General features: G+C 40.5%; 22 protein-coding genes. 21 read left to right on the top strand and 1 reads right to left on the bottom strand.

From position 1 onward, the window contains the following. The first annotated feature begins 1 nt into the window (after position 1). The 18 genes from spoIIIAF to spo0A all read left to right on the top strand — a co-directional run bounded on the left by spoIIIAF (position 2) and on the right by spo0A (position 17,211). Positions 2 to 619: a stage III sporulation protein AF gene (spoIIIAF, locus tag NSU02_RS13365; protein ID WP_063388120.1), complete on the top strand. Its 618-nt coding sequence runs from the start codon at positions 2 to 4 to the stop codon at positions 617 to 619. Then, positions 612 to 1,247: a stage III sporulation protein AG gene (gene spoIIIAG, locus NSU02_RS13360; RefSeq protein WP_232515569.1), complete on the top strand. Its 636-nt coding sequence runs from the start codon at positions 612 to 614 to the stop codon at positions 1,245 to 1,247. The genes spoIIIAF and spoIIIAG overlap by 8 nt, the downstream gene beginning before the upstream one ends. A gap of 15 nt (positions 1,248 to 1,262) precedes the next feature. Further along, positions 1,263 to 1,883 carry a SpoIIIAH-like family protein gene (locus tag NSU02_RS13355; RefSeq protein WP_066247608.1) on the top strand — a complete coding sequence of 207 codons (621 nt, stop codon included), beginning with the start codon at positions 1,263 to 1,265 and terminating at the stop codon, positions 1,881 to 1,883. 185 nt (positions 1,884 to 2,068) lie between these two features. Beyond that, a complete protein-coding gene (gene accB, locus NSU02_RS13350) occupies positions 2,069 to 2,560 on the top strand; it encodes an acetyl-CoA carboxylase biotin carboxyl carrier protein (RefSeq protein ID WP_066247610.1) in 492 nt (163 codons plus the stop codon). Positions 2,561 to 2,570: 10 nt separating this feature from the next. Then, entirely contained in the window at positions 2,571 to 3,920 is a 1,350-nt protein-coding gene (gene accC, locus NSU02_RS13345; protein ID WP_063388123.1) for an acetyl-CoA carboxylase biotin carboxylase subunit, read from the top strand. A 17-nt stretch (positions 3,921 to 3,937) separates the two neighbouring features. Continuing rightward, positions 3,938 to 4,339, top strand: coding sequence for an Asp23/Gls24 family envelope stress response protein (locus NSU02_RS13340; RefSeq protein ID WP_063388124.1), 402 nt, complete (start codon positions 3,938 to 3,940; stop codon positions 4,337 to 4,339). A 158-nt stretch (positions 4,340 to 4,497) separates the two neighbouring features. Next, complete coding sequence (gene nusB / locus NSU02_RS13335; protein WP_063388125.1) at positions 4,498 to 4,896, top strand: transcription antitermination factor NusB; 399 nt, start codon at positions 4,498 to 4,500, stop codon at positions 4,894 to 4,896. 10 nt (positions 4,897 to 4,906) lie between these two features. Next, positions 4,907 to 5,761 (top strand): bifunctional methylenetetrahydrofolate dehydrogenase/methenyltetrahydrofolate cyclohydrolase FolD, encoded by an 855-nt coding sequence (folD, locus tag NSU02_RS13330; protein ID WP_066247612.1) that lies wholly within the window; start codon positions 4,907 to 4,909, stop codon positions 5,759 to 5,761. Positions 5,762 to 5,783: 22 nt separating this feature from the next. Beyond that, positions 5,784 to 7,130 (top strand): exodeoxyribonuclease VII large subunit, encoded by a 1,347-nt coding sequence (gene xseA, locus NSU02_RS13325; RefSeq protein WP_339193037.1) that lies wholly within the window; start codon positions 5,784 to 5,786, stop codon positions 7,128 to 7,130. Beyond that, on the top strand, positions 7,127 to 7,366 hold the full coding sequence (locus NSU02_RS13320; protein ID WP_063388128.1) for an exodeoxyribonuclease VII small subunit: 240 nt from the start codon (positions 7,127 to 7,129) through the stop codon (positions 7,364 to 7,366). Before xseA ends, NSU02_RS13320 begins: the two co-directional genes overlap by 4 nt. Then, the gene (locus tag NSU02_RS13315; protein WP_063388129.1) at positions 7,366 to 8,244 is read left to right on the top strand and encodes a polyprenyl synthetase family protein; all 879 of its coding nucleotides are present in this window, start codon (positions 7,366 to 7,368) and stop codon (positions 8,242 to 8,244) included. Before NSU02_RS13320 ends, NSU02_RS13315 begins: the two co-directional genes overlap by 1 nt. 763 nt (positions 8,245 to 9,007) lie before the next feature. Next, complete coding sequence (locus NSU02_RS13310; protein ID WP_339195800.1) at positions 9,008 to 9,628, top strand: hypothetical protein; 621 nt, start codon at positions 9,008 to 9,010, stop codon at positions 9,626 to 9,628. 10 nt (positions 9,629 to 9,638) lie between these two features. Beyond that, a complete protein-coding gene (gene dxs, locus NSU02_RS13305) occupies positions 9,639 to 11,540 on the top strand; it encodes a 1-deoxy-D-xylulose-5-phosphate synthase (RefSeq protein ID WP_339193036.1) in 1,902 nt (633 codons plus the stop codon). Further along, complete coding sequence (locus NSU02_RS13300) at positions 11,533 to 12,366, top strand: TlyA family RNA methyltransferase (protein WP_066247615.1); 834 nt, start codon at positions 11,533 to 11,535, stop codon at positions 12,364 to 12,366. Before dxs ends, NSU02_RS13300 begins: the two co-directional genes overlap by 8 nt. A 67-nt stretch (positions 12,367 to 12,433) precedes the next feature. Further along, positions 12,434 to 12,883, top strand: coding sequence for a transcriptional regulator ArgR (gene argR, locus NSU02_RS13295; protein ID WP_063388132.1), 450 nt, complete (start codon positions 12,434 to 12,436; stop codon positions 12,881 to 12,883). Positions 12,884 to 12,904: 21 nt separating this feature from the next. Then, positions 12,905 to 14,629, top strand: coding sequence for a DNA repair protein RecN (gene recN, locus NSU02_RS13290; protein ID WP_144596804.1), 1,725 nt, complete (start codon positions 12,905 to 12,907; stop codon positions 14,627 to 14,629). A gap of 115 nt (positions 14,630 to 14,744) precedes the next feature. Next, the gene (gene spoIVB, locus NSU02_RS13285; RefSeq protein ID WP_144596806.1) at positions 14,745 to 16,034 is read left to right on the top strand and encodes a SpoIVB peptidase; all 1,290 of its coding nucleotides are present in this window, start codon (positions 14,745 to 14,747) and stop codon (positions 16,032 to 16,034) included. Between the two features lie 382 nt (positions 16,035 to 16,416). Continuing rightward, positions 16,417 to 17,211, top strand: coding sequence for a sporulation transcription factor Spo0A (gene spo0A / locus NSU02_RS13280; RefSeq protein WP_063388135.1), 795 nt, complete (start codon positions 16,417 to 16,419; stop codon positions 17,209 to 17,211). A gap of 21 nt (positions 17,212 to 17,232) precedes the next feature. Here the strand turns inward: spo0A and NSU02_RS13275 are convergent, their stop codons facing one another. Then, positions 17,233 to 17,481, bottom strand: coding sequence for a DUF2627 domain-containing protein (locus NSU02_RS13275; RefSeq protein ID WP_063388136.1), 249 nt, complete (start codon positions 17,479 to 17,481; stop codon positions 17,233 to 17,235). A gap of 211 nt (positions 17,482 to 17,692) precedes the next feature. Here NSU02_RS13275 and lpdA point away from each other — a divergent pair, with 211 nt between their 5' ends. Genes lpdA through NSU02_RS13260 form a run of 3 tightly spaced genes read left to right on the top strand, consistent with a single transcriptional unit; the run spans position 17,693 to position 21,121 of the window. Next, positions 17,693 to 19,114: a dihydrolipoyl dehydrogenase gene (gene lpdA / locus NSU02_RS13270; RefSeq protein WP_063388137.1), complete on the top strand. Its 1,422-nt coding sequence runs from the start codon at positions 17,693 to 17,695 to the stop codon at positions 19,112 to 19,114. Positions 19,115 to 19,131: 17 nt separating this feature from the next. Further along, on the top strand, positions 19,132 to 20,124 hold the full coding sequence (locus NSU02_RS13265; RefSeq protein ID WP_311066311.1) for a thiamine pyrophosphate-dependent dehydrogenase E1 component subunit alpha: 993 nt from the start codon (positions 19,132 to 19,134) through the stop codon (positions 20,122 to 20,124). 13 nt (positions 20,125 to 20,137) lie between these two features. Beyond that, the gene (locus NSU02_RS13260; RefSeq protein ID WP_063388139.1) at positions 20,138 to 21,121 is read left to right on the top strand and encodes an alpha-ketoacid dehydrogenase subunit beta; all 984 of its coding nucleotides are present in this window, start codon (positions 20,138 to 20,140) and stop codon (positions 21,119 to 21,121) included. The last annotated feature ends 11 nt before the right edge of the window (positions 21,122 to 21,132 follow it).

Below are 21,132 nucleotides of genomic sequence, written 5' to 3'. Positions count from 1 at the left end.
TATGTCATTCATCACCGAATGGGTCACTAATATCATATTATTTATTTTTATTGCCATTATTTTAGATATGCTGCTGCCGAGATCCGCAATGCAAAAATATGTAAAAGTCGTTGTTAGTTTATTATTAGTGTCTGTCATTCTTACGCCGATTTTAAAAATATTTTCCTATGATTTTCCGAACTTGTTATCCGAGGAGCTGCTGAACTCGGAAGCAAAAGAAGATTCAATAAAAAAATCAATAGAATTTAAGAAAAATGAAATACAAGCTAACAACCGTGCATATATTTTAGAACAAATGGCTGTCCAAATGAAAAATTTAGCGGAAGAGGAGCTGGTAGAAAACTATGGTTTAAAGGTTCAAAAAATTCATCTTTCGGTTGATGAAACAAAAGAGAAGATTGAATCAGAAAACGATTTAAAGCAAGTTACAGTTTTCGTGGAAGAAAAAGATCTTCCCCACACGGTTGAAACGGTTAAACCGGTTGAAATCAACATGAACGAAGAAGACAAAAAAATGCTCGCAAATGAAAACGAAATAATTGCCCAGCTTGCTGAAACATGGGGAGTATCGAAAGAAAAAATTTCGATTGAAATGGAAGGAGGCGGCCTAAGTGAATGATAGGAAAAATTTTTTGCAGCGACTAGCCTCTCTTCTTCCCGGACGAGATATGCTCAAAAAATCAGCCACCTATCCATTCATGCTTATACTTTTGACGCTTGGAATCGCTTTTATGCTGATCGGCAGTTTTTTATCCGGCGAAAGCAAAACAGTAGAAACGATAAACACCGCTGCAGAAGAAGAGGATGTTGAGCCCGCATTTAAACAAACAACAAGTGAAAAAGGAACAATTGAACGTTATGAACAGCAGTATGCAAATGAGCTAAAAGGAGCGCTTCAGTCCATTTCAGGCGTAGGTGAGGTAGAAGTTATTGTCAATGTTGACTCTTCATCTGAAAGTGTGTTGGAAAAAAATCGCTCGATTCAAAACCAAACGACAGATGAGACGGACCGTGAAGGCGGAAAGCGGCAGGTGGAAGATAAATCTGTTGACGAACAAGTGGTAATCATTCGAAAAGGGGATCAAGAATCGCCCATCGTTGTAAAAACCGAAAAGCCGAAAATACGCGGGGTGTTAGTAGTAGCAAAAGGTGCTGAAAACGTTCAAATTAAAAAAATGATCACCGATGCAGTTACAAGGGTGCTTGATGTCGATAGTCATAGAGTAGCCGTATTGCCAAAAAAGTAAAGGAGGATGCTTGACATGTTAAAAAAACAAACTGTTTGGTTATTAACCATGTTAAGTTTAGTTGTTGTGCTGTCCGTTTATTACATTACATCTCCTGAAGGAGGATCTTCCCCTGATGTGGTGTTGACGGATACAGAGACGAATTCGAATGAAAAAGAAAGCGGAAATGACAATAATAAAGAACAAACAGAGCAGCAAAAAACTGATGCGAAGCAGCAAGAAAAAGAACAATCGAGCAAGCAGTCCAGCTCAGAAGATGGATCGGTAGTCTCCACAATAACGGACGATGATTTATTTACTGCGCTGAGAATGGAAGTGGAAGATGAAAGAAGTGAACGCAAGCAGGAGCTGGAGACAATTATTGGGTCCAATGATGTCTCATCTGAGGAAAAAAACAATGCATATGAGGAGATGCGCGAATTATCCAAGCTGTCAGAGAAAGAGAAGGTATTAGAAACACTTATCAAAACAAAAGGCTACGAGGATGCATTAGTTCGCGCTGATGGAGACAAGGTGAGAATTACCGTAAAAGCGAAAGAACACTCCCCGCAGCAAGCAAACGAACTGATTCAATTGGTGAAGGATGAAATCCAGTCCATGCAAGATGTTGCCGTAACATTTGAAATAGCAAAGTAACATGACTCCCCGAAAAAAATCGGGGATTTTTTCATGTGAAGAAAAAGCTGCTTTGAATTGTTTGCTCATATTTTTAATAGTTATTGAATTTTAGCAAAAAGTTATCGTATCATAAATGATAGTTACTTTTAATACTTGATGATAATATCTAGCAAATTGGAATTCATTTTAAGGAGTGTTTTTTCATGTTAAATTTTAAAGAAATAAAGGAAATCATCAAATTGATCGATGATTCATCCATTGATGAATTTACATATGAAAGCGAAGGGGCAAAGGTCCAATTAAAAAAAACTGCGGCTCGCGCTAATCAGCATGTTGTCTATAACAATGCTTCTGAAATTCAAGCTTTGCCAAAGCAACCAGCTGCTGAATCTTTAGAACAGCCGAAAAAAGAGGTGCATTTGCCGAAAGAAGAAAGCGAGCAGAAAACAGAAAATTTACATAAAATTACTTCGCCGATGGTCGGCACATTTTATGCTGCTCCAAACCCAGATGCAGATCCTTATGTTACAATAGGATCAAAAGTAAAAGAGAATACCGTTGTTTGCATTGTAGAGGCAATGAAATTATTTAATGAGATTGAAGCGGAAGTAAAAGGCGAAATTGTCGACATTTTAGTTGAGAACGGTCAGCTTGTTGAATACGGACAACCATTATTCCTTGTAAAACCAGAGTGAGGGAAAGAAAATGTTTAAAAAATTGCTGATAGCAAACAGAGGAGAAATTGCAGTAAGAATCATACGCGCCTGCAAGGAATTAGGGATCGAAACAGTCGCCATATATTCTGAGGCGGATAAAGACTCCTTGCATGTTCAGCTTGCAGATGAAGCGTATTGCATAGGACCGACTGCATCTAAAGACAGCTATTTAAACTTTACGAACATCGTGAGTGTAGCGACGTTGACTGGATCAGAAGCCATTCATCCAGGCTACGGATTTTTGGCAGAAAACGCTGATTTCGCCGAGCTTTGCAATGATTGCAACATTGTTTTTGTAGGCCCTAGTCCAGAAGCAATCACAAAAATGGGAAAAAAAGATGTTGCTAGGGAAACAATGCGGCAGGCGGGTGTTCCGATTGTGCCTGGGTCAAAAGGGATCATTAAAAGCGAAGAGGAAGCAGTTGAGATCGCAAATCAAATCGGTTATCCAGTCATTATTAAAGCAGCCGCCGGAGGCGGAGGAAAAGGAATACGCGTTGCGAATGACGAAGAAAGCTTGCGGAAAGGGATCCAAATTACTCAGCAGGAAGCGCAAACAGCATTTGGAAACCCAGGCGTTTACATTGAAAAATGTATTGAAGATTTCCGCCATGTTGAAATCCAAATTCTTGCCGATCACCATGGAAACGTCGTTCATTTAGGTGAAAGGGACTGCAGCATTCAAAGGCGCTTACAAAAGCTGGTGGAAGAAACTCCTTCTCCTGCACTATCTGATAAAATGCGACATAAAATGGGGGAAGCGGCTGTAAAAGCAGCCAAAGCGGTGCGTTATTCCGGTGCAGGTACAGTGGAATTCATTTTTGATTATAAAAATGAGCAATTTTATTTCATGGAAATGAATACCCGCATTCAAGTTGAGCATCCTGTTACTGAAATGGTCACAGGCATTGATCTGATCAAAGAGCAGATCAAGATTGCAGCAAACGAACCACTAAGCTTTGAACAGAAAGACATTACATTTAACGGCTGGGCGATCGAATGTAGAATTAACGCAGAAAACCCGGAAAAGAATTTTATGCCTTCAGCTGGTAAAATCGAAATGTACCTGCCTCCGGGCGGACCGGGTGTCCGCATTGATTCTGCCTGCTACCCTGGCTATTCCATTCCGCCATATTATGATTCAATGGTCGCAAAGCTGATTACACACGGAGCGACAAGGGAAGAAGCGATAGCCAAAATGAAAAGAGCTTTAAGTGAATTTGTTATAGAAGGAGTGCATACAACCATACCTTTCCACCTGAAATTAATGGATCATGAAAAATTTATCAGCGGGGAGTTCAACACTAGATTTCTTGAAAATTATAAAATCATGTCATAATTTTGGAGGTGTACTATTTGAAAGATACAGGATTGGAAATGAATCATGAAGCAAGCTTTGGAAAAGTGGAAATCGCTCCGGAAGTCATTGAAGTCATCGCCGGAATTGCCGCATCTGAAATAGAAGGGGTAGCCCAAATGCGCGGCAATTTCGCTTCAGGAGTCGCTGAACGCTTTGGCAAAAAAAATCATGGTAAAGGCGTAAAAGTAGACTTAGGTGAAGAAGGCATTGTCATTGATGTATATTGTGTCATGAATTTCGGGGTTTCCATTCCGGCTGTTGCACAGAAAGTACAAGAAAATATTCGTCAAACGCTTTTAACGATGACGGCGCTTGAAATCAACGAAATCAACATTCATGTAGTGGGCATTCAGTTTGAAACGAAGACGGAAGAGCCTGAAATTCAAGAGGAAATGTAAAGGCGGAGGATATCCTCCCCTTTTTTGTTTAAAATAAAGAATAATAAGAAAGATTCTGAAATTTCTTTTCGGATGAACTTTCATATGTGATACAAGAGACAGTTATGATATGATTCATATATGACATTTCGACATAGTTTGAAAAAAGGAGCAAAAAGATGAAACGGAGAACAGCTAGGAAAAAGGCATTGCAGGCACTGTTTCAAATTGACTTGGCTGAAGCGCTTCCTGAGGAAGCCATCAATCATGTTTTGGACGGTAATGAACATGATCCATTTTTAAATAAGCTTGTACTCGGAACGGTTGAACATCAAAACGAAATTGACGAATTGATAAAAAGGAATTTAACCAATTGGAAATTGGAAAGATTGGCTAACATTGACCGTGCCATTTTGCGTTTAGCTGTATATGAGATGAAATATGAACCGGATATTCCGTTCAATGTAACAATTGATGAAGCGATTGAACTTGCTAAAATGTTCGGAGATGTTCAGTCGAGCAAATTTGTAAATGGTGTCCTCTCAAGTATAAAAGAAGAGTTAGAAAAAAAAGCTTAGGAGGAAAAAGATGGTGGCGACGATTATTGACGGAAAAGAATTGGCAAAAGAAATGCGAAGCGAGTTAAAAAAAGAAGTGGAACAATTAAAGGAAAAAGGGGTAACACCCGGCCTTGCCATTATTTTAGTTGGGAACAATCCTGCTTCCCTTTCTTACATTAAGGGGAAGCAAAAAGCTTCGGAGGAAATCGGCGTTTCTTTTAAGCTGGAACATTTGGAGGAGTCGATTTCACAAGAAGAACTGCTTGAAGTGATAGAAAAATATAATCAGGACGATCGTTATGACGGAATTCTTGTTCAGCTTCCGTTACCTGACCATATTGATGAAACAGCAGTCATTGAAAAAATTTCTCCAGAAAAAGATGTGGATGGCTTTCATCCGATTAATGTTGGACGCATGATGACGGGACAGGATGCGTTTTTGCCGTGCACACCGGCCGGAATTGTTGAAATGATCAAATCTGCAAATATCGAAATTCCCGGAAAGCATGTTGTCGTTGTTGGCAGAAGCAATATTGTCGGAAAACCGGTCGGACAATTGCTTCTAAACGAAAATGCAACGGTTACATATTGCCATTCGAAAACGAAAAATTTGCGGGAGCATACGATCCAAGGAGATATTTTAATCGTTGCTGTCGGGCGTCCTCATTTCATAGGTGCTGATCATATTAAAGAAGGTGCAGTCGTAATAGATGTTGGCGTCAATAGACTTGAGAACGGAAAACTTGTAGGCGATGTAAAATTTGATGAGGCAAAAGAAAAAGCAAGCGCCATTACTCCTGTTCCCGGCGGAGTAGGTCCAATGACGATTACGATGCTGGTTTATAATACGGTTAAATCCGCAAAGAAGCGGGTACGTCCATAAACTTGCTTTAAAGGAGTTGTTCATGAGTAACAAAAAATTTGTAACCGTTTCGGCGTTAACAAAATACCTTAAGCGAAAATTTGATGTTGATCCACATTTGCGCGATATTTGGGTAAAAGGCGAATTATCAAACGTAAAAATTCATGACAGCGGACATATTTATTTTACGTTAAAGGACGAGCATGCCAGAATACAGGCGGTTATGTTTTCGAGTTTTAACCGTTCTCTTCCATTTCGCCCAGAGGACGGGATGAACGTATTGGTACGCGGTGAAATTACCATTTACCAGCCCGGAGGAATATACCAAATTTATGCAAAGGAAATGGAGCCTGATGGAGTAGGAGGGCTTTATCTTGCATTCGAGCAGCTGAAAAAAAAATTGGAGCAAGAAGGGCTGTTCGATGTCAAGCATAAAAAAACGATTCCTGCCTTTCCAAAGACGATCGGTGTGATCACATCGCCGACAGGTGCAGCCGTCAGGGATATCATCACAACGATCAAACGAAGATACCCTGTGGCAAAAGTGGTGGTTATTCCCGCAATTGTTCAAGGTGTACAAGCGGGAAAATCGATTGTGAATAAAATACAGCTTGCCAACTCCCTCGGTTATTTCGATGTCCTCATTGTTGGAAGAGGAGGCGGATCGATTGAAGAGTTGTGGGCTTTCAATGAAGAGATGGTGGCAAGGGAAATTTTTAAATCAAAAATACCCGTTATATCTGCTGTAGGCCATGAAACAGATTATACAATCGCAGATTTTGTCGCCGATCTTCGGGCGCCGACTCCAACCGGAGCAGCAGAGCTGGCTGTTCCTAATATAACGGATTTAATCGAAAAGATCCGGGAACGGAACATTAGAATGACGAACGCTTTAAAGGAACGGATCAAAAAGGAAAAGCTCAAGCTTTTCCGCTTAACCAACTCATATGCATTCAAATATCCGAAAAAGCTTTATATGCAAAAGGAACAGGAGCTGGACATTTTATTCGAACGGTTTAAAAAAGCAGGAAAACGTTACTTAAACGATCAAACGAACCGATACTTGTTATTGACGAATCGTCTTAAAAACGAACTTCCATATGACCAAATTGAGCGGGCGAAGACAAGAATGAAGGATCTGGACAAAAAAATGCTGCGCGAGATGACAGCTTTATATCAACAGAAGCTGAATCGCTTTCAAGCATTGGCTTCTAAACTTGATGCACTCAGCCCATTAAAGATTATGGAACGTGGATACAGCCTTGTGTATAAACAAGATAAGCTGGTAAAGAGCGTAAAACAAACGGCTGAAGGGGATTTTATTCAAATTAAATTGCAGGACGGGACCATCCATTGTGAAGTATCTGAAATTGAGGAGAGAAGATCATGAATGATCAAAAAGAATTAACGTTTGAAGAAGCGATGAAAGAGCTGGAAGCAATTGTTTTAAAATTAGAAGACGGGGATGTTCCATTAGAACAGGCGATCCAATATTTTCAAGAAGGAATGAAGCTTTCAAAGCTTTGCCATGAAAAATTAACGCAAGCTGAAAAGCAATTGGATTTTATTCTTGATGAAGATGGAACGATCAAACCTTTCCAAGCACAGGAGGAAGAACAAAAGTGATGTCTTTTCCGGAATACTTAAAAACGCGCAAAGCTGCCATTGATTCCGTTCTTCCCACATATATTGAAAGATTAAATGCCCCGAAAATTATTAAAGAATCGATGCTTTATTCCTTAAATGCCGGCGGGAAACGTCTGCGCCCTATGCTCTTGCTTGCCGTTCTCCATTCGTATGGAAAAGAAGAGAAAATTGGTTACCCGGTCGCATGTGCGGTGGAATTGATTCATACGTATTCGCTTATTCATGATGACCTTCCATGCATGGACAATGATGATTTTAGAAGAGGAAAGCCGACCAATCATAAAGTATATGGAGAAGCCATAGCCGTGCTGGCAGGTGACGGATTACTGACTGAAAGCTTTCGGCTGATTGCTGATGCTGAAGAGCTTTCAGATCGCGTAAAATTGACGCTCATTTCAGAGCTTTCAAAGGCGGCTGGTGCAGAAGGAATGGTTGGCGGACAAGTTGCCGACATGGAAGGAGAAAACAAACAATTAACTTTAAAACAGCTTGAATATATTCATGAGCATAAAACAGCAAAGCTTCTGGCTTTCAGTATTATTGCAGGTGCCATCATTGCTGAGGCGTCGATTGAAGAAATAAATAAATTAAAGGAATTCGCATACCATATAGGCATTGCCTTCCAAATTAAAGATGACATATTAGATGTTGAAGGAGACGAAGAAAAGATCGGAAAGCCTGTTGGTTCCGATGAAGAGAATAAAAAAACAACGTATTTGTCCGTACTGTCTTTGGAAGGCGCAAAGGAAAAATTGTCGGAGCATATTGAAACATCAAAGGCTATTTTGCAAACATGTTCCATAAACAATGAGCTTCTATTATCGTTTTGTGATTTAATTGGGGAGCGCGAACATTAAACGATGAAAATTCGGTGCACCTCCAACGGGTCGACAAAATGTGAGGAACGGGATTCGCATTTGAATGTGTGCATTCTCCAACAAGTTGAGGAAAACACTCCTATATGATATAATTCTGTCAGAAAACATGATGGAGTGGTGCAGTATTCTAGTCAGCCCTCCGGTTCTGAAGGCGGGCCTAAAAATCCGCTAAAGGGCACATCGATGAAGTTCCTGGTGTTGGCTTGAGGCGCCCAGCCTTGGGTTGATGCTGGGGGTTAAGGTTAGAGGGCGATCCACAATGGCATGTGGGCGTTGACCCTCTTTCCGCGGAGGCCCATTTTATGTGCAAAATGGGTATGAACCTGTCTACGCGCTTCATAGTGCAATGAGGCGCGGACAGCGTAGCCTGCCTTGAGTGGAGGCCGAGGGGATTATGGAAACAAGGAACTTTTTCATATGGCCAATGAAAGAGTTTCTTATGTGACATATGAAATCGGCTCTGCAAAAGAGGCTAGGAACCGGCTAAAGGCTGTTTGAGGAAAACTCCTAGACTGTTCACATGACATATATAGAGGATTGTAGTACGGACTAAGTGGCAATCCAGTCTAGCGTTTGGCGACAGCGCTAAGTCAGGTTTAAAGGGAAACCGCCGGGGCGGCAACGCCTGGTACTTGACTGGGAAAACCTACTGGACCTAAGCCGTAATGTTTACTCTATATATGACCACTCCATTTCGTTATATATAGTTTTTACATAGAAATCAGGTGTTATGCATTTCATGATGAAAGAGCTAATTCGATATTCAATACGATGGAGTTTAGGAATTGCCGTTATCACATTCGTGTTAGCGGCTCTTTTTTCAATTGTATCAACTGTTCTTCTGGAAGGCGTCGGATGGGCTGCCGGTATGATGATCGTTTTTGTGATCGTTTTAATCGGCATTTTTTTTGATATGCTCGGCATTGCTGCCACATCAGCAGATGAGGTTCCGTTTCATGCGATGGCGTCAAAGCGTGTGAGCGGTGCCAAGCATGCCATTCAAATTATCCGAAATGCCGATCGCTTTTCGAACTTTTGCAACGATGTTATTGGCGATATTTCCGGCATAATCAGCGGAACAGCCTCGGCTGTTGTCGTAGTGCAGCTGGCGGTGACGTTTGCCGACCGTCAAACTTCGGCGCTTGAGTTTACGATTTCAATCGTATTCACAAGCATTGTAGCTGCTCTTACTGTCGGAGGAAAAGCGTTTGGAAAGGCGTTTGCAATCCGTTTTTCAACTCCGATTATTTTTTATGTCGGAAAGATATTTTATTTTTTTGAAAAAAGATTTAATATTGTTTTGATGAAAGAGAAAAAAGGAAAGAATCATAAAAAAGTAAGCATATCTAAAAAGCGAAAGTGAGTGATCCGTTTTGGATCTATTGTCCATCGAAAATCCAAAATTTCTGAAAAAGTTTTCAATAAAAGAACTGGAGCAATTGAGCGCGGAAATTCGCCAATTTTTAATTGAAAAGCTGTCAGTGACCGGCGGACATATTGGACCAAATTTAGGAGTAGTTGAGCTGACAATATCTTTACATAAAATGTTTGACAGCCCGAAAGATAAATTTATTTGGGATGTAGGTCACCAGGCGTACGTTCATAAAATTTTGACAGGCAGGGCGAAAGAGTTTGATACGTTGAGGCAGTATAAAGGATTGTCCGGTTTTCCGAAACGTTCAGAAAGCGAGCACGATGTTTGGGAAACGGGGCACAGTTCAACTTCACTTTCTGCGGCAATGGGAATGGTTATTGCCCGCGATTTAAAAGGAACGGATGAATATATTGTGCCGATTATCGGCGACGGTGCTTTAACCGGAGGCATGGCGCTTGAAGCATTGAATCACATCGGCCATGAACAAAAGGATATTATTGTTGTGTTAAACGATAATGAAATGTCTATTGCTCCAAACGTCGGTGCTCTTCATCATATACTTGGAAGATTAAGAACAACAGGCAAATATCACTGGGTAAAAGAAGAGTTGGAATACTTGTTGAAAAAAATTCCAGCTGTCGGAGGAAAGCTTGCCTCAACAGCAGAACGGCTTAAAGACAGTCTGAAATATTTATTCGTTTCGGGCATGTTTTTTGAGGAGCTTGGCTTTACCTATTTTGGACCGATTGACGGACATGATTTTCAGGCATTGATGGAAAACATTAGTTATGCCAAAAAAACAAAAGGCCCTGTTTTGCTGCATGTTATCACGAAAAAAGGAAAGGGCTATTTGCCTGCCGAAAAAGACAAGATTGGAACATGGCATGGAACAGGCCCTTATAAAATTGAAACAGGCGATTTTGTTAAACCGAAAATATCGGCTCCGTCTTGGAGTGAATTAGTAAGTGAAACAGTTCGAAAATTAGCGAGAAACGATGAAAGAATTGTTGCAATTACACCAGCCATGCCGGTTGGTTCGAAACTTGAAAAATTCCGAGAAGAATTTCCGGACAGAATGTTTGATGTCGGTATTGCAGAGCAGCATGCGGTGACGCTTGCAGGAGGACTTGCTGCTGCCAATATGAAGCCGTTTTTGGCAATCTATTCAACCTTTTTGCAGCGCGGTTATGACCAAATGGTTCATGACATTTGCCGACAAAACTTAAATGTGTTTTTCGGAATTGACCGCGCAGGACTCGTCGGAGCTGACGGAGAAACCCATCAGGGAGTATTTGACATCGCTTTTTTGCGCCATATACCAAACATTGTATTAATGATGGCGAAAGACGAAAATGAAGGACAGCATATGGTTTATACGGCTCTGAAGTACGATGAAGGGCCGATCGCTCTTCGCTATCCGAGAGGAACAGGATTGGGTGTGCCTCTTGATCCTGAGCTGAAAGAAATTCCGATCGGTACGTGGGAAGTTCTTTTACAAGGTAAAGATGCTGTCATTTTAACATTTGGAACGACGATTAAAATGGCATTGGATGCAGCGAAAGCACTTGCCAAAAATAATGTTTCCGTTCGAGTCGTCAATGCCCGCTTTTTAAAGCCGCTTGATGAGAAAATGCTTCTTGAGATTTTCAACGAAGGAATACCGATTTTAACAGTAGAGGAAGCAGTTCTTGAAGGCGGTTTTGGCAGCTCGGTATTAGAATTTGCTGAAAAGCATGGCTTTACAAATCTTACAATGAAAAGAATGGGAATTCCAGATCGCTTTATCGAGCATGGAAGCGTGGAAAAACTATTAGAAGAGATTGGATTAACAAAAGAAGGAATAATAAAAAATGTGCTCGAAGTAATACCAAAAAAAGAAAAAGGAATCAAATATGGGTAAAAAGGAACGTTTAGATGTATTGCTTGTAGAAAGAGGACTTGCAGAAACGAGAGAAAAAGCAAAAAGAGCCGTTATGGCCGGGCTTGTTTATTCAAATGAAAAACGATTGGATAAGCCTGGCGAAAAAATTGATCGCGACATCCCGTTAACTGTAAAGGGAGATGCGATCCCTTATGTTTCAAGAGGCGGTTTAAAGCTGGAAAAGGCATTGAAACAATTTGAAATCAGTGTGGCAGGAAAAATTATGGTAGATGTCGGCTCTTCTACGGGAGGATTTACCGACTGCGCCTTGCAGAACGGCGCAAAATTATGTTATGCGGTGGATGTCGGGTATAATCAATTGGATTGGAAGCTGCGTCAAGATGAACGTGTCATCGTGATGGAACGGACAAACTTCCGTTATGTAAAGCCGGAGGATTTTCAAAAGGGGCTTCCGGAATTTGCTACCATTGATGTATCGTTTATCTCTTTAAAATTGATCCTCCCTGTTTTAAAAACCATTTTGGTGCCGACTGGTGAATGCGTCGCGCTAATTAAGCCGCAATTTGAAGCAGGAAAAGAAAAAGTCGGGAAAAAAGGAATTGTGAAGGATGCTCGGGTTCATGAGGAAGTTTTGCATGACATAACGGCCTTTGCAATCAATGAAGGATTTGATTGCTTACATTTATCGTACTCTCCGATCACTGGCAGCAACGGGAATATAGAGTTTTTGCTCCATTTGTATTGGGGAGGGGCAAAAGAAAAAGGTGACATAAAATTTACGGAAACAATTGAAGAAATTGTGAAAAACGCTCATTCGACGTTAAAAATAAAGAGACAGGGATAACGAATACAAGTTATTCCTGTTTTTCTATGAGATATCATAACAGGAAAGAGAATAGGGGTGGTCGCTAATGACAAAAGGACAGCGTCTTATTAAAATTAGAGAGCTTGTCACAAATTACGAAATCGAAACGCAGGATGAACTAGTTGAAATGCTGAAAAATTTAGGTTTTAATGTCACCCAAGCAACCGTATCCCGCGACATCAAAGAGCTCCATTTAGTGAAGGTTCCGACATCTGATGGACGTTATAAATACAGCCTGCCCGCAGATCAGCGCTTCAATCCCCATCAAAAGCTGAAAAGAGCATTGATGGATGCATTTGTTAAAATCGATTCTGCCGGACATTTGCTTGTGATGAAAACAATGCCGGGAAATGCTCATGCAATCGGTGCATTAATTGATAATTTGGACTGGGAAGAAATATTAGGGACAATTTGCGGCGATGACACGATTTTAATTATATGCAGGAAGAATGAAGACACCAAAACGTTGACGGAAAAATTTTTGGACATGCTTTAACAAGTTTGGGGTGAAAATGCGATGTTAGCGGAATTGTCGATTAAAAATTTTGCCATTATTGAATCCCTATCTCTTTCTTTTGAAAAAGGGCTGACAGTGCTGACGGGAGAAACAGGTGCTGGGAAATCGATCATTATTGATGCTATATCTCTTCTTGTAGGAGGACGCGGTTCTTCTGAATTTGTCCGAGCCGGTGAAAAGCGCGCTGAATTGGAAGGGTTGTTTATATTGGAAGAAGAGGACCATCCGTGCTTGAAAAAGTGCCATGAATTAGGAATAGATGCTAGTGAAGGCATGATTGTTTTAAACCGGAATATCTCCGCTAACGGAAAAAGCATTTGCAGAATTAATGGAAAGCTTGTCACAATCGGAATTCTCCGGGATATTGGGAGCACATTAGTCGATATACATGGACAGCACGATCATCAAGAGCTGATGGACGAGCAAAAGCATCTTCATCTTCTCGACGAATATGGCGGCGAAGAAGTGAAAAAAGCAAAGGATGCATACGTAAAGCTTTATAAAAAATACGCGGACTTAACAAAGCGGTTAAAAGCCCTTTCAGAAAATGAGCAGCAGATGGCGCATCGATTGGATTTATTGAAGTTTCAATTAAAGGAAATTGACGATGCCGATTTAAAAATGGATGAAGATATAAAGCTTCAGGAAGAACGGCAGGAAATGTTAAATTTTGAAAAAATTTATGAAGCCTTGAAAAATAGCTATGAATCGCTGCAAGGAGAGCAGCGCGGGCTTGATTTTTTACGACTTGCCATGAATCATTTAGAAGAAGCAGCAGAATTTAATAAACAGTTAAAAGAAATGTCCGAAACGCTGTCGAACAGTTTTTACGTTGTAGAGGATTTAACGTTTCAGCTTAGAAATGAATTAGAACGCATGGAATTTAATCCTGATCGGTTAAATATGATAGAGGACCGCCTCCATGTCATTCATCGGTTAAAACGAAAGTACGGGCAAACAATCAAAGACATTTTGCAATATAGAGATGAAATTGAAAAAGAGATCGATACGATTGAAAACCGTGATAGCCATATTCAAACGCTTAGAAATGAGCTTAAATCTGTCGTCGAAGAACTGCTGACAAAATCCCAACATTTAACGGCAATAAGAAAAAAATATGCAAACAAGCTAACTGCTCAAATCACATCTGAATTAAAACAGCTGTACATGGATAAAACTACATTTAAGGTTCAATTTTCGCAGAAAGAGGCCCAAGATTCCGCTTTGATCGATGGAATTCCAACGAAATTTGGAAGTGACGGCATGGATTTTGTGGAATTTTACATTTCCACCAATCCAGGCGAACCTCTTAAGCCTCTTGCGAAAATTGCTTCCGGCGGGGAATTATCAAGAATCATGCTTGCCTTAAAAACGATTTTTTCCAAGCATCAAGGAATTACTTCCATCATATTTGACGAGGTGGATACTGGTGTAAGCGGCCGTGTCGCCCAAGCGATCGGAGAAAAAATTTATCAGGTGTCGATTAACTCTCAAGTGCTATGCATCACGCATCTTCCTCAAGTTGCAGCGATGGCTGACAACCATCTATTAATTGCTAAGGAAGTAAGCAAAGAGGGAAGAACGAAAACAAAGGTTATTCCGCTTTCTGAAAAAGAAAAAATTGCAGAAATCGGCCGGATGATTGCTGGAGCGGAAGTGACGGAATTGTCGAAGCAGCATGCAAAAGAGCTGTTGGATCTGGCTATATCGGTGAAATCCTCCTAGCGGAAATAATTTCTTTAAGAAAAAGTTATAAATGACCTCGCTCAAGGAAAAATTATTAGATGTAGCCATGTGAAATAGTCATATGGTGTGGGTTAGGAGCGAGGAGAGTGAAGAAATGACTTTAGAATACATCAGAAAAATAATTGGTACGATTCTCCTTGTTTCTTTAATCAGTTTAGGCTTTTCAAAAGAGGTGCGACAATATTTACACATTCCGAAAACAATCACCATTTTTGAAAATGACGTTTATACAATAGAAAAAAATGTTATTCCAGCTCAAGCTCAAGTTCAGGATGTTCAAAACGCTTTCAAAGTGTCGGAAAGCGGGGACGAATTGCAGCTAAAAGGCACGAAATCTGGAGATGGACAAATTCTCTATGAAATAAAAGGCATGCCGGTTAAAAACGTGAATGTCAAAGTTCTCCCGGAATTAAAGGTAATTCCTGGAGGCCAATCGATCGGTGTTAAGTTAAATACACTTGGTGTTTTAGTAGTCGGCTTTCACCAAATTGAAACTGAAGCCGGAAAAAAATCACCGGGTGAATCGGCAGGTGTAGAAGTCGGCGATATGATAACAAAAATTAATGGGACAAAAATAGAAAAAATGAGTGATATTATTCCATTTATACAAGAAGCAGGAAGAACAGGCCGCCCTTTAGCGATCGAAGTAAAACGCAACAACAAAGTTCTCAACACGAAATTGACACCAGTCAAAGACAAAAGCGACAAAACGTATCGTATCGGTCTCTATATACGGGATTCTGCAGCAGGCATTGGAACGATGACGTTTTATGATCCGAAATCAAAAAAATACGGTGCTCTTGGGCACGTTATATCAGATATGGATACAAAAAAACCGATTGTGGTTGAAAACGGAAAAATTGTCCGGTCTACGGTAACGTCGATTGAAAAAGGAAGAGGCGGAAGTCCAGGTGAAAAATTAGCAAGATTTTCAGAAAAACATGAAGTGATCGGCTCTATTTCAAAAAACAGTCCATTCGGCATATTTGGCAGGCTGAATCAAGAAGTGAAAAACGGAATTATGGACAAACCGATACCAGTTGCTTTTTCACATCAAGTGAAAGAAGGTCCTGCACAAATTTTAACAGTGGTAGATCAAAATAAAGTGGAAGCATTTGATGTAGAAATTGTCAGTACCGTTAATCAAAAGTTTCCTGCAACAAAAGGTATGGTCATAAAAGTGACAGATAAGGAATTGCTTAAGAAAACAGGAGGCATTGTTCAAGGAATGAGCGGCAGTCCAATCATTCAAGATGGAAAGCTGGTTGGCGCTGTGACTCATGTATTTGTCAATGATCCGACATCTGGTTACGGTGTTCACATTGAATGGATGCTGCAAGACGCAGGGATTAGTATGGACGAAAAACAGCAAAAAGCGAGTTAACGCACTCGCTTTTTCTTATTACATGATGCAGCGTTCTTAAATAAATCCTTTTGCGAAAAACGTCACGTTCACATAAAGGAGTTTTGTGAAGTGGGCTGTTTGCTTTAAAAGCAAGGGAAGTGTACTGGCTCAATCAAGCGAAAATTTATGTATAAACTTATTTAATTCGACATACATATTTATTACAAAAACGCTGTTTATGTTTGTTAGAGGAGAATTTTGCTTGAAATCGAAAACTTTATTCATAATAAGAAGAACTTTGAAAAAACACATAATTTTTCACTTTTTTTAAAAAAGGAAAAGGATTATTTGTAAAGTTGTCGAAAATATCTTGTAGATCAAACAATGTATAATTTTGTAAAGAAGATTGGGAGGAGTGCGTGTGGAAAAAATTAAAGTATGTATCGTTGATGATAACCGAGAGCTTGTTGCCCTTTTGGATGAATATTTATCCAGCCAGGAGGATATGGAAGTAATCGGCGTTGCTTACAATGGTCAGGAATGTTTAAATATTTTGAATGAAAAAAGCCCGGACGTCCTTGTTTTGGATATCATTATGCCCCATTTAGATGGATTAGCAGTACTGCAAAAGCTCAAGGAGCTAAACAAAGCGAAAAAGCCGAACGTAATCATGTTAACTGCTTTTGGCCAGGAGGATGTAACGAAAAAAGCGGTCGACCTAGGGGCTGCTTATTTTATTTTAAAACCGTTCGATATGGAACAGCTGGCTGGAAATATTCGTCAAGTGAGTGGAAAGCCTTCGCCTCTAATGAAAAATATATCTTTACATAAATCTGGCTCTGCTGTTTCTGAAAATAAAAATGACAATCTAGACGCTAGTATTACAAGCATTATTCATGAAATCGGGGTTCCTGCGCACATCAAAGGATATTTATATTTAAGAGAAGCGATTTCCATGGTTTATAATGATATCGAGCTGTTAGGATCGATTACAAAAGTGCTTTATCCAGATATTGCGAAAAAATTTAACACAACGGCAAGCCGTGTGGAACGTGCTATCCGCCATGCTATTGAAGTAGCATGGAGCCGCGGCAACATTGAATCTATCTCATCGCTGTTTGGCTACACAGTCAGCATGTCAAAAGCCAAACCGACGAACTCGGAATTTATTGCAATGGTGGCAGATAAATTGAGATTGGAGCATAAGGCCTCCTGAAAAAAAAAGTAACCGCTGAGCCTAACGGCGGTTACTTTTTTTCTGAAAACGCGGCTGAACTCGATTGCGTTTTCTATCTCTATGCAAAATAAATCCTCCTATAAAGAACAATCCTGCTAGGAAAAATAATAAACCCATTAAAAATTGCAGCCATAAGTAAGGAAACGGGGGCTGTAAAATGCCAAAAAGCATGTCTCTCATTAATTTAATTCCGTAAACCGCCAGGATCCCTGGAATCACCATAATCAACAATGCAATAAGCCTTATCATTTGACTTTATATCCCTTTCTGTTAAAATAGAGCGAATCAATTTCATTTTTACGATCATATTACAATTTGTCAATACAAATAAACATGTTATGATGAAGATATGCCATTTTATTAACGATGAATGGACAAGGAGCATACGTCTTTTCTATATAAATATTTTTAAAAATCGGTTTTTTAGCATACATAGAAGAGATGAAGGAAGGAGAGTTTCATGGCCAAAGAATATGATGTAGTGATTTTAGGAGGAGGAACGGCAGGATATGTTACAGCGATCCGGGCATCCCAGCTCGGAATGAAAACAGCTATTGTTGAAAAATCAAAGCTTGGAGGGACCTGTTTGCATTCGGGCTGCATCCCGAGCAAAGTTTTATTGCGAAGCGCTGAAATATTTGCTCAATCAAAAAAAAGCAGCGACTTTGGAATCGAGCTGTCCAATGTTCAAGTCAATTTTGATAAAGTGCAGGAGCGGAAGGAAAAGATAGTTTCTCAACTTTATCAAGGGGTCAGGCAATTAGTCAAAAAGGGAAAGATCGATGTGTTTCATGGCATCGGACGAATTTTAGGTGCGTCCATCTTTTCTCCGCAGCCAGGAACAGTTTCTGTAGAGATGGAAAACGGGGAGGAAAACCAAATTTTACTTCCGAAATACGTTATTATTGCAACTGGATCGCGCCCTCGTGAATTGCCTGGATTAACGATTGACGGCGAGACTATTTTGACGTCAGATGAAGCATTGCAATTACAACGCCTTCCTTCATCTATGATCATTGTGGGCGGCGGAGTGATTGGAATGGAATGGGCATCTATGCTCTCTGATTTCGGAGTTGAAGTCACGATCCTTGAAATGGCGGATCGAATTTTGCCGTCAGAAGATATTGAAATAAGTAAAGAAATGGAACGGCTAATGAGGAAAAAAGGAGTCCGCATTTTTACGAATATATCGATTTTGCCTGAAAAAACAGAAATACAAAACGGAATCACAGTGTTCATCGAACAGGATGGACAAGAAATCAGTTTGCACAGTGAAAAACTGCTGTTGTCAATAGGGAGAAAAGGGAACACAGAAGGAATTGGATTGGAAAATACCGAAATTGAAATCCATAATGGCTATATTGTGACAAACGAGTTTTATCAAACAAAGGAATCAAACATCTATGCAGTCGGTGATGTCATCGGCGGTCTTCAGCTTGCCCATGTCGCATCGCAAGAAGGAATACGCGCCGTAGAACATATTGCAGGAGAGAATGTTTTGCCAATTGACTACAAAAAAGTCCCTAAATGTATTTATTCGAATCCTGCAGCTGCAAGTATCGGTTTAACAGAACAAGAAGCGAGGGAAAAAGGCTATACCATCAAAATCGGAAAATTTCCTTTTCAAGGAGTTGGAAAAGCGCTCATTTATGGAGAACCGCAAGGGTTTGTCAAAATTGTCGCAGATGAAAAGACCGATGATCTTTTAGGAATTCATATTATCGGACCAAATGCAACAGAGCTGATTTCTGAAGGAAGTTTAGCAAGCTTTCTCGATGCAAGCTCTTGGGAACTCTCCCGTACGATTCATGCCCATCCAACATTGTCAGAAGGGATAATGGAAGCGGCTCTTGCGGTAAATGGCAAAGCAATACATATATAAGCTAGGGAGGTCTTGTCATGCCCAAAAATCGTCATCAGTCTTTAGGTTTAACGGATCAGGACGTATTAAACATGTATGAAACGATGCTTCTTGCAAGAAAAGTGGACGAACGGATGTGGCTTTTAAACCGAGCAGGAAAAATCCCATTTGTCATCTCATGTCAAGGGCATGAAGGCGCTCAAGTTGGTGCAGCATTTGCCTTGGACAAAACAAAGGATTATATCTTGCCTTACTACCGTGATGTAGGCGTTGTCCTGCACTTTGGAATGACCGTGAAAGAATTAATGCTATCAGCATTTGCAAAAGCGGAAGACCCGAATTCCGGGGGCAGGCAAATGCCAGGACATTTCGGCCAAAAGAAAAATCGGATTGTAACTGGTTCATCCCCTGTTACAACTCAAGTTCCTCATGCAGCTGGAATCGCCTTAGCAGGAAAAATCGATAAAAAGGATTTTGTCACATTTGTTTCCTTTGGGGAAGGATCTTCGAACCAAGGAGATTTTCATGAAGGGGCGAATTTTGCTGGAGTACATAAATTACCTGTCATTTTGATGTGTGAAAATAACCAATACGCCATCAGCGTTCCGATTCAAAAGCAATTAGCTTGCGAAAAAGTGTCAGACAGAGCAGCAGGGTACGGCATGCACGGGGTGACTGTAGATGGAAACGATCCTCTTGAGGTGTACAAAGTGGTGAAGGAAGCGAGAGAAAGAGCTGTCCGAGGAGAGGGACCGACATTGGTTGAAACGCTTGTGCACCGCCTTACACCCCATTCGAGCGATGATGATGATCGGAGCTACCGGACAAAAGAAGAAATCGAAGAAGCTAAGAAAAAAGATCCGATTTATACGTTTGCATCCTATTTAAAAGAAATTGGATTGTTAACAGAGGAATTGGAACAAAATATGCAGACGAAAATTGCAAGCGTAATCGATGAAGCAACTGATTATGCAGAAAATGCGCCTTATGCGGCTCCGGAACATGCACTGAAACATGTGTATGGAAACTGAAGGAGGAAAAAAGATGCCAATTATGTCATATATCGAAGCAGTTACAGCTGCACTTCGTGAGGAAATGGAGCGAGATGAAAAAGTATTTCTACTAGGAGAAGATGTCGGGAAAAAAGGAGGAGTTTTTAAAGCGACTCAAGGGTTATATGAACAGTTTGGAGAAGAGAGGGTAATCGATGCTCCCCTTGCTGAATCTGCTATCGCTGGCGTTGGAATAGGAGCGGCCATGTACGGAATGCGCCCTGTTTGTGAAATACAATTTGCTGATTTTATTATGCCGGCTGTCAATCAAATTATTTCAGAAGCAGCGAAAATACGGTATCGCTCCAACAATGACTGGAACTGTCCGATTACGATTCGGGCGCCGTTTGGCGGAGGAGTGCACGGTGCTTTATACCATTCTCAGTCTGTTGAAGCGGTATTTGCCAACCAGCCCGGTTTGAAAATTGTCATACCTTCTACGCCGTATGACGTAAAAGGATTATTAAAAGCAGCGATACGCGATGATGATCCTGTCTTATTTTTTGAACATAAGCGGGCATACAGGCTCATTAAAGGGGAAGTTCCGGCAGATGATTATGTTTTGCCGATTGGAAAGGCGGATGTCAAGCTGGAGGGGGATGACATTACCGTTATTACATATGGATTGTGCGTTCATTTTGCTCTGCAGGCAGCTGAACGATTAGAAAAAGATGGAATTTCTGTCCACCTTTTAGATTTAAGAACGGTATATCCGCTTGATCAGGAGGCTATTATTGAGGCCGCTTCAAAAACCGGCAAGGTGCTTCTCGTGACTGAGGATAATAAAGAAGGCAGTGTAATGAGCGAGGTATCCGCCATTATTGCAGAGCATTGTTTGTTTGATCTTGATGCACCAATTAAACGGCTTGCAGGCCCGGATGTACCTGCGATGCCATTTGCACCGACAATGGAAAAATTTTTTATGATGAATGCAGAAAAAATTGAAAAAGCGATGAGAGAATTGGCAGAGTTTTAAAAGTTGACCCT

It is taken from the genome of Aeribacillus sp. FSL W8-0870 (genome assembly GCF_037963755.1).
Lineage (GTDB): Bacteria > Bacillota > Bacilli > Bacillales > Aeribacillaceae > Aeribacillus > Aeribacillus composti.
Note: the sequence above shows the minus strand (reverse complement) of the source record. Positions and strands in the feature narration are given on the sequence as shown.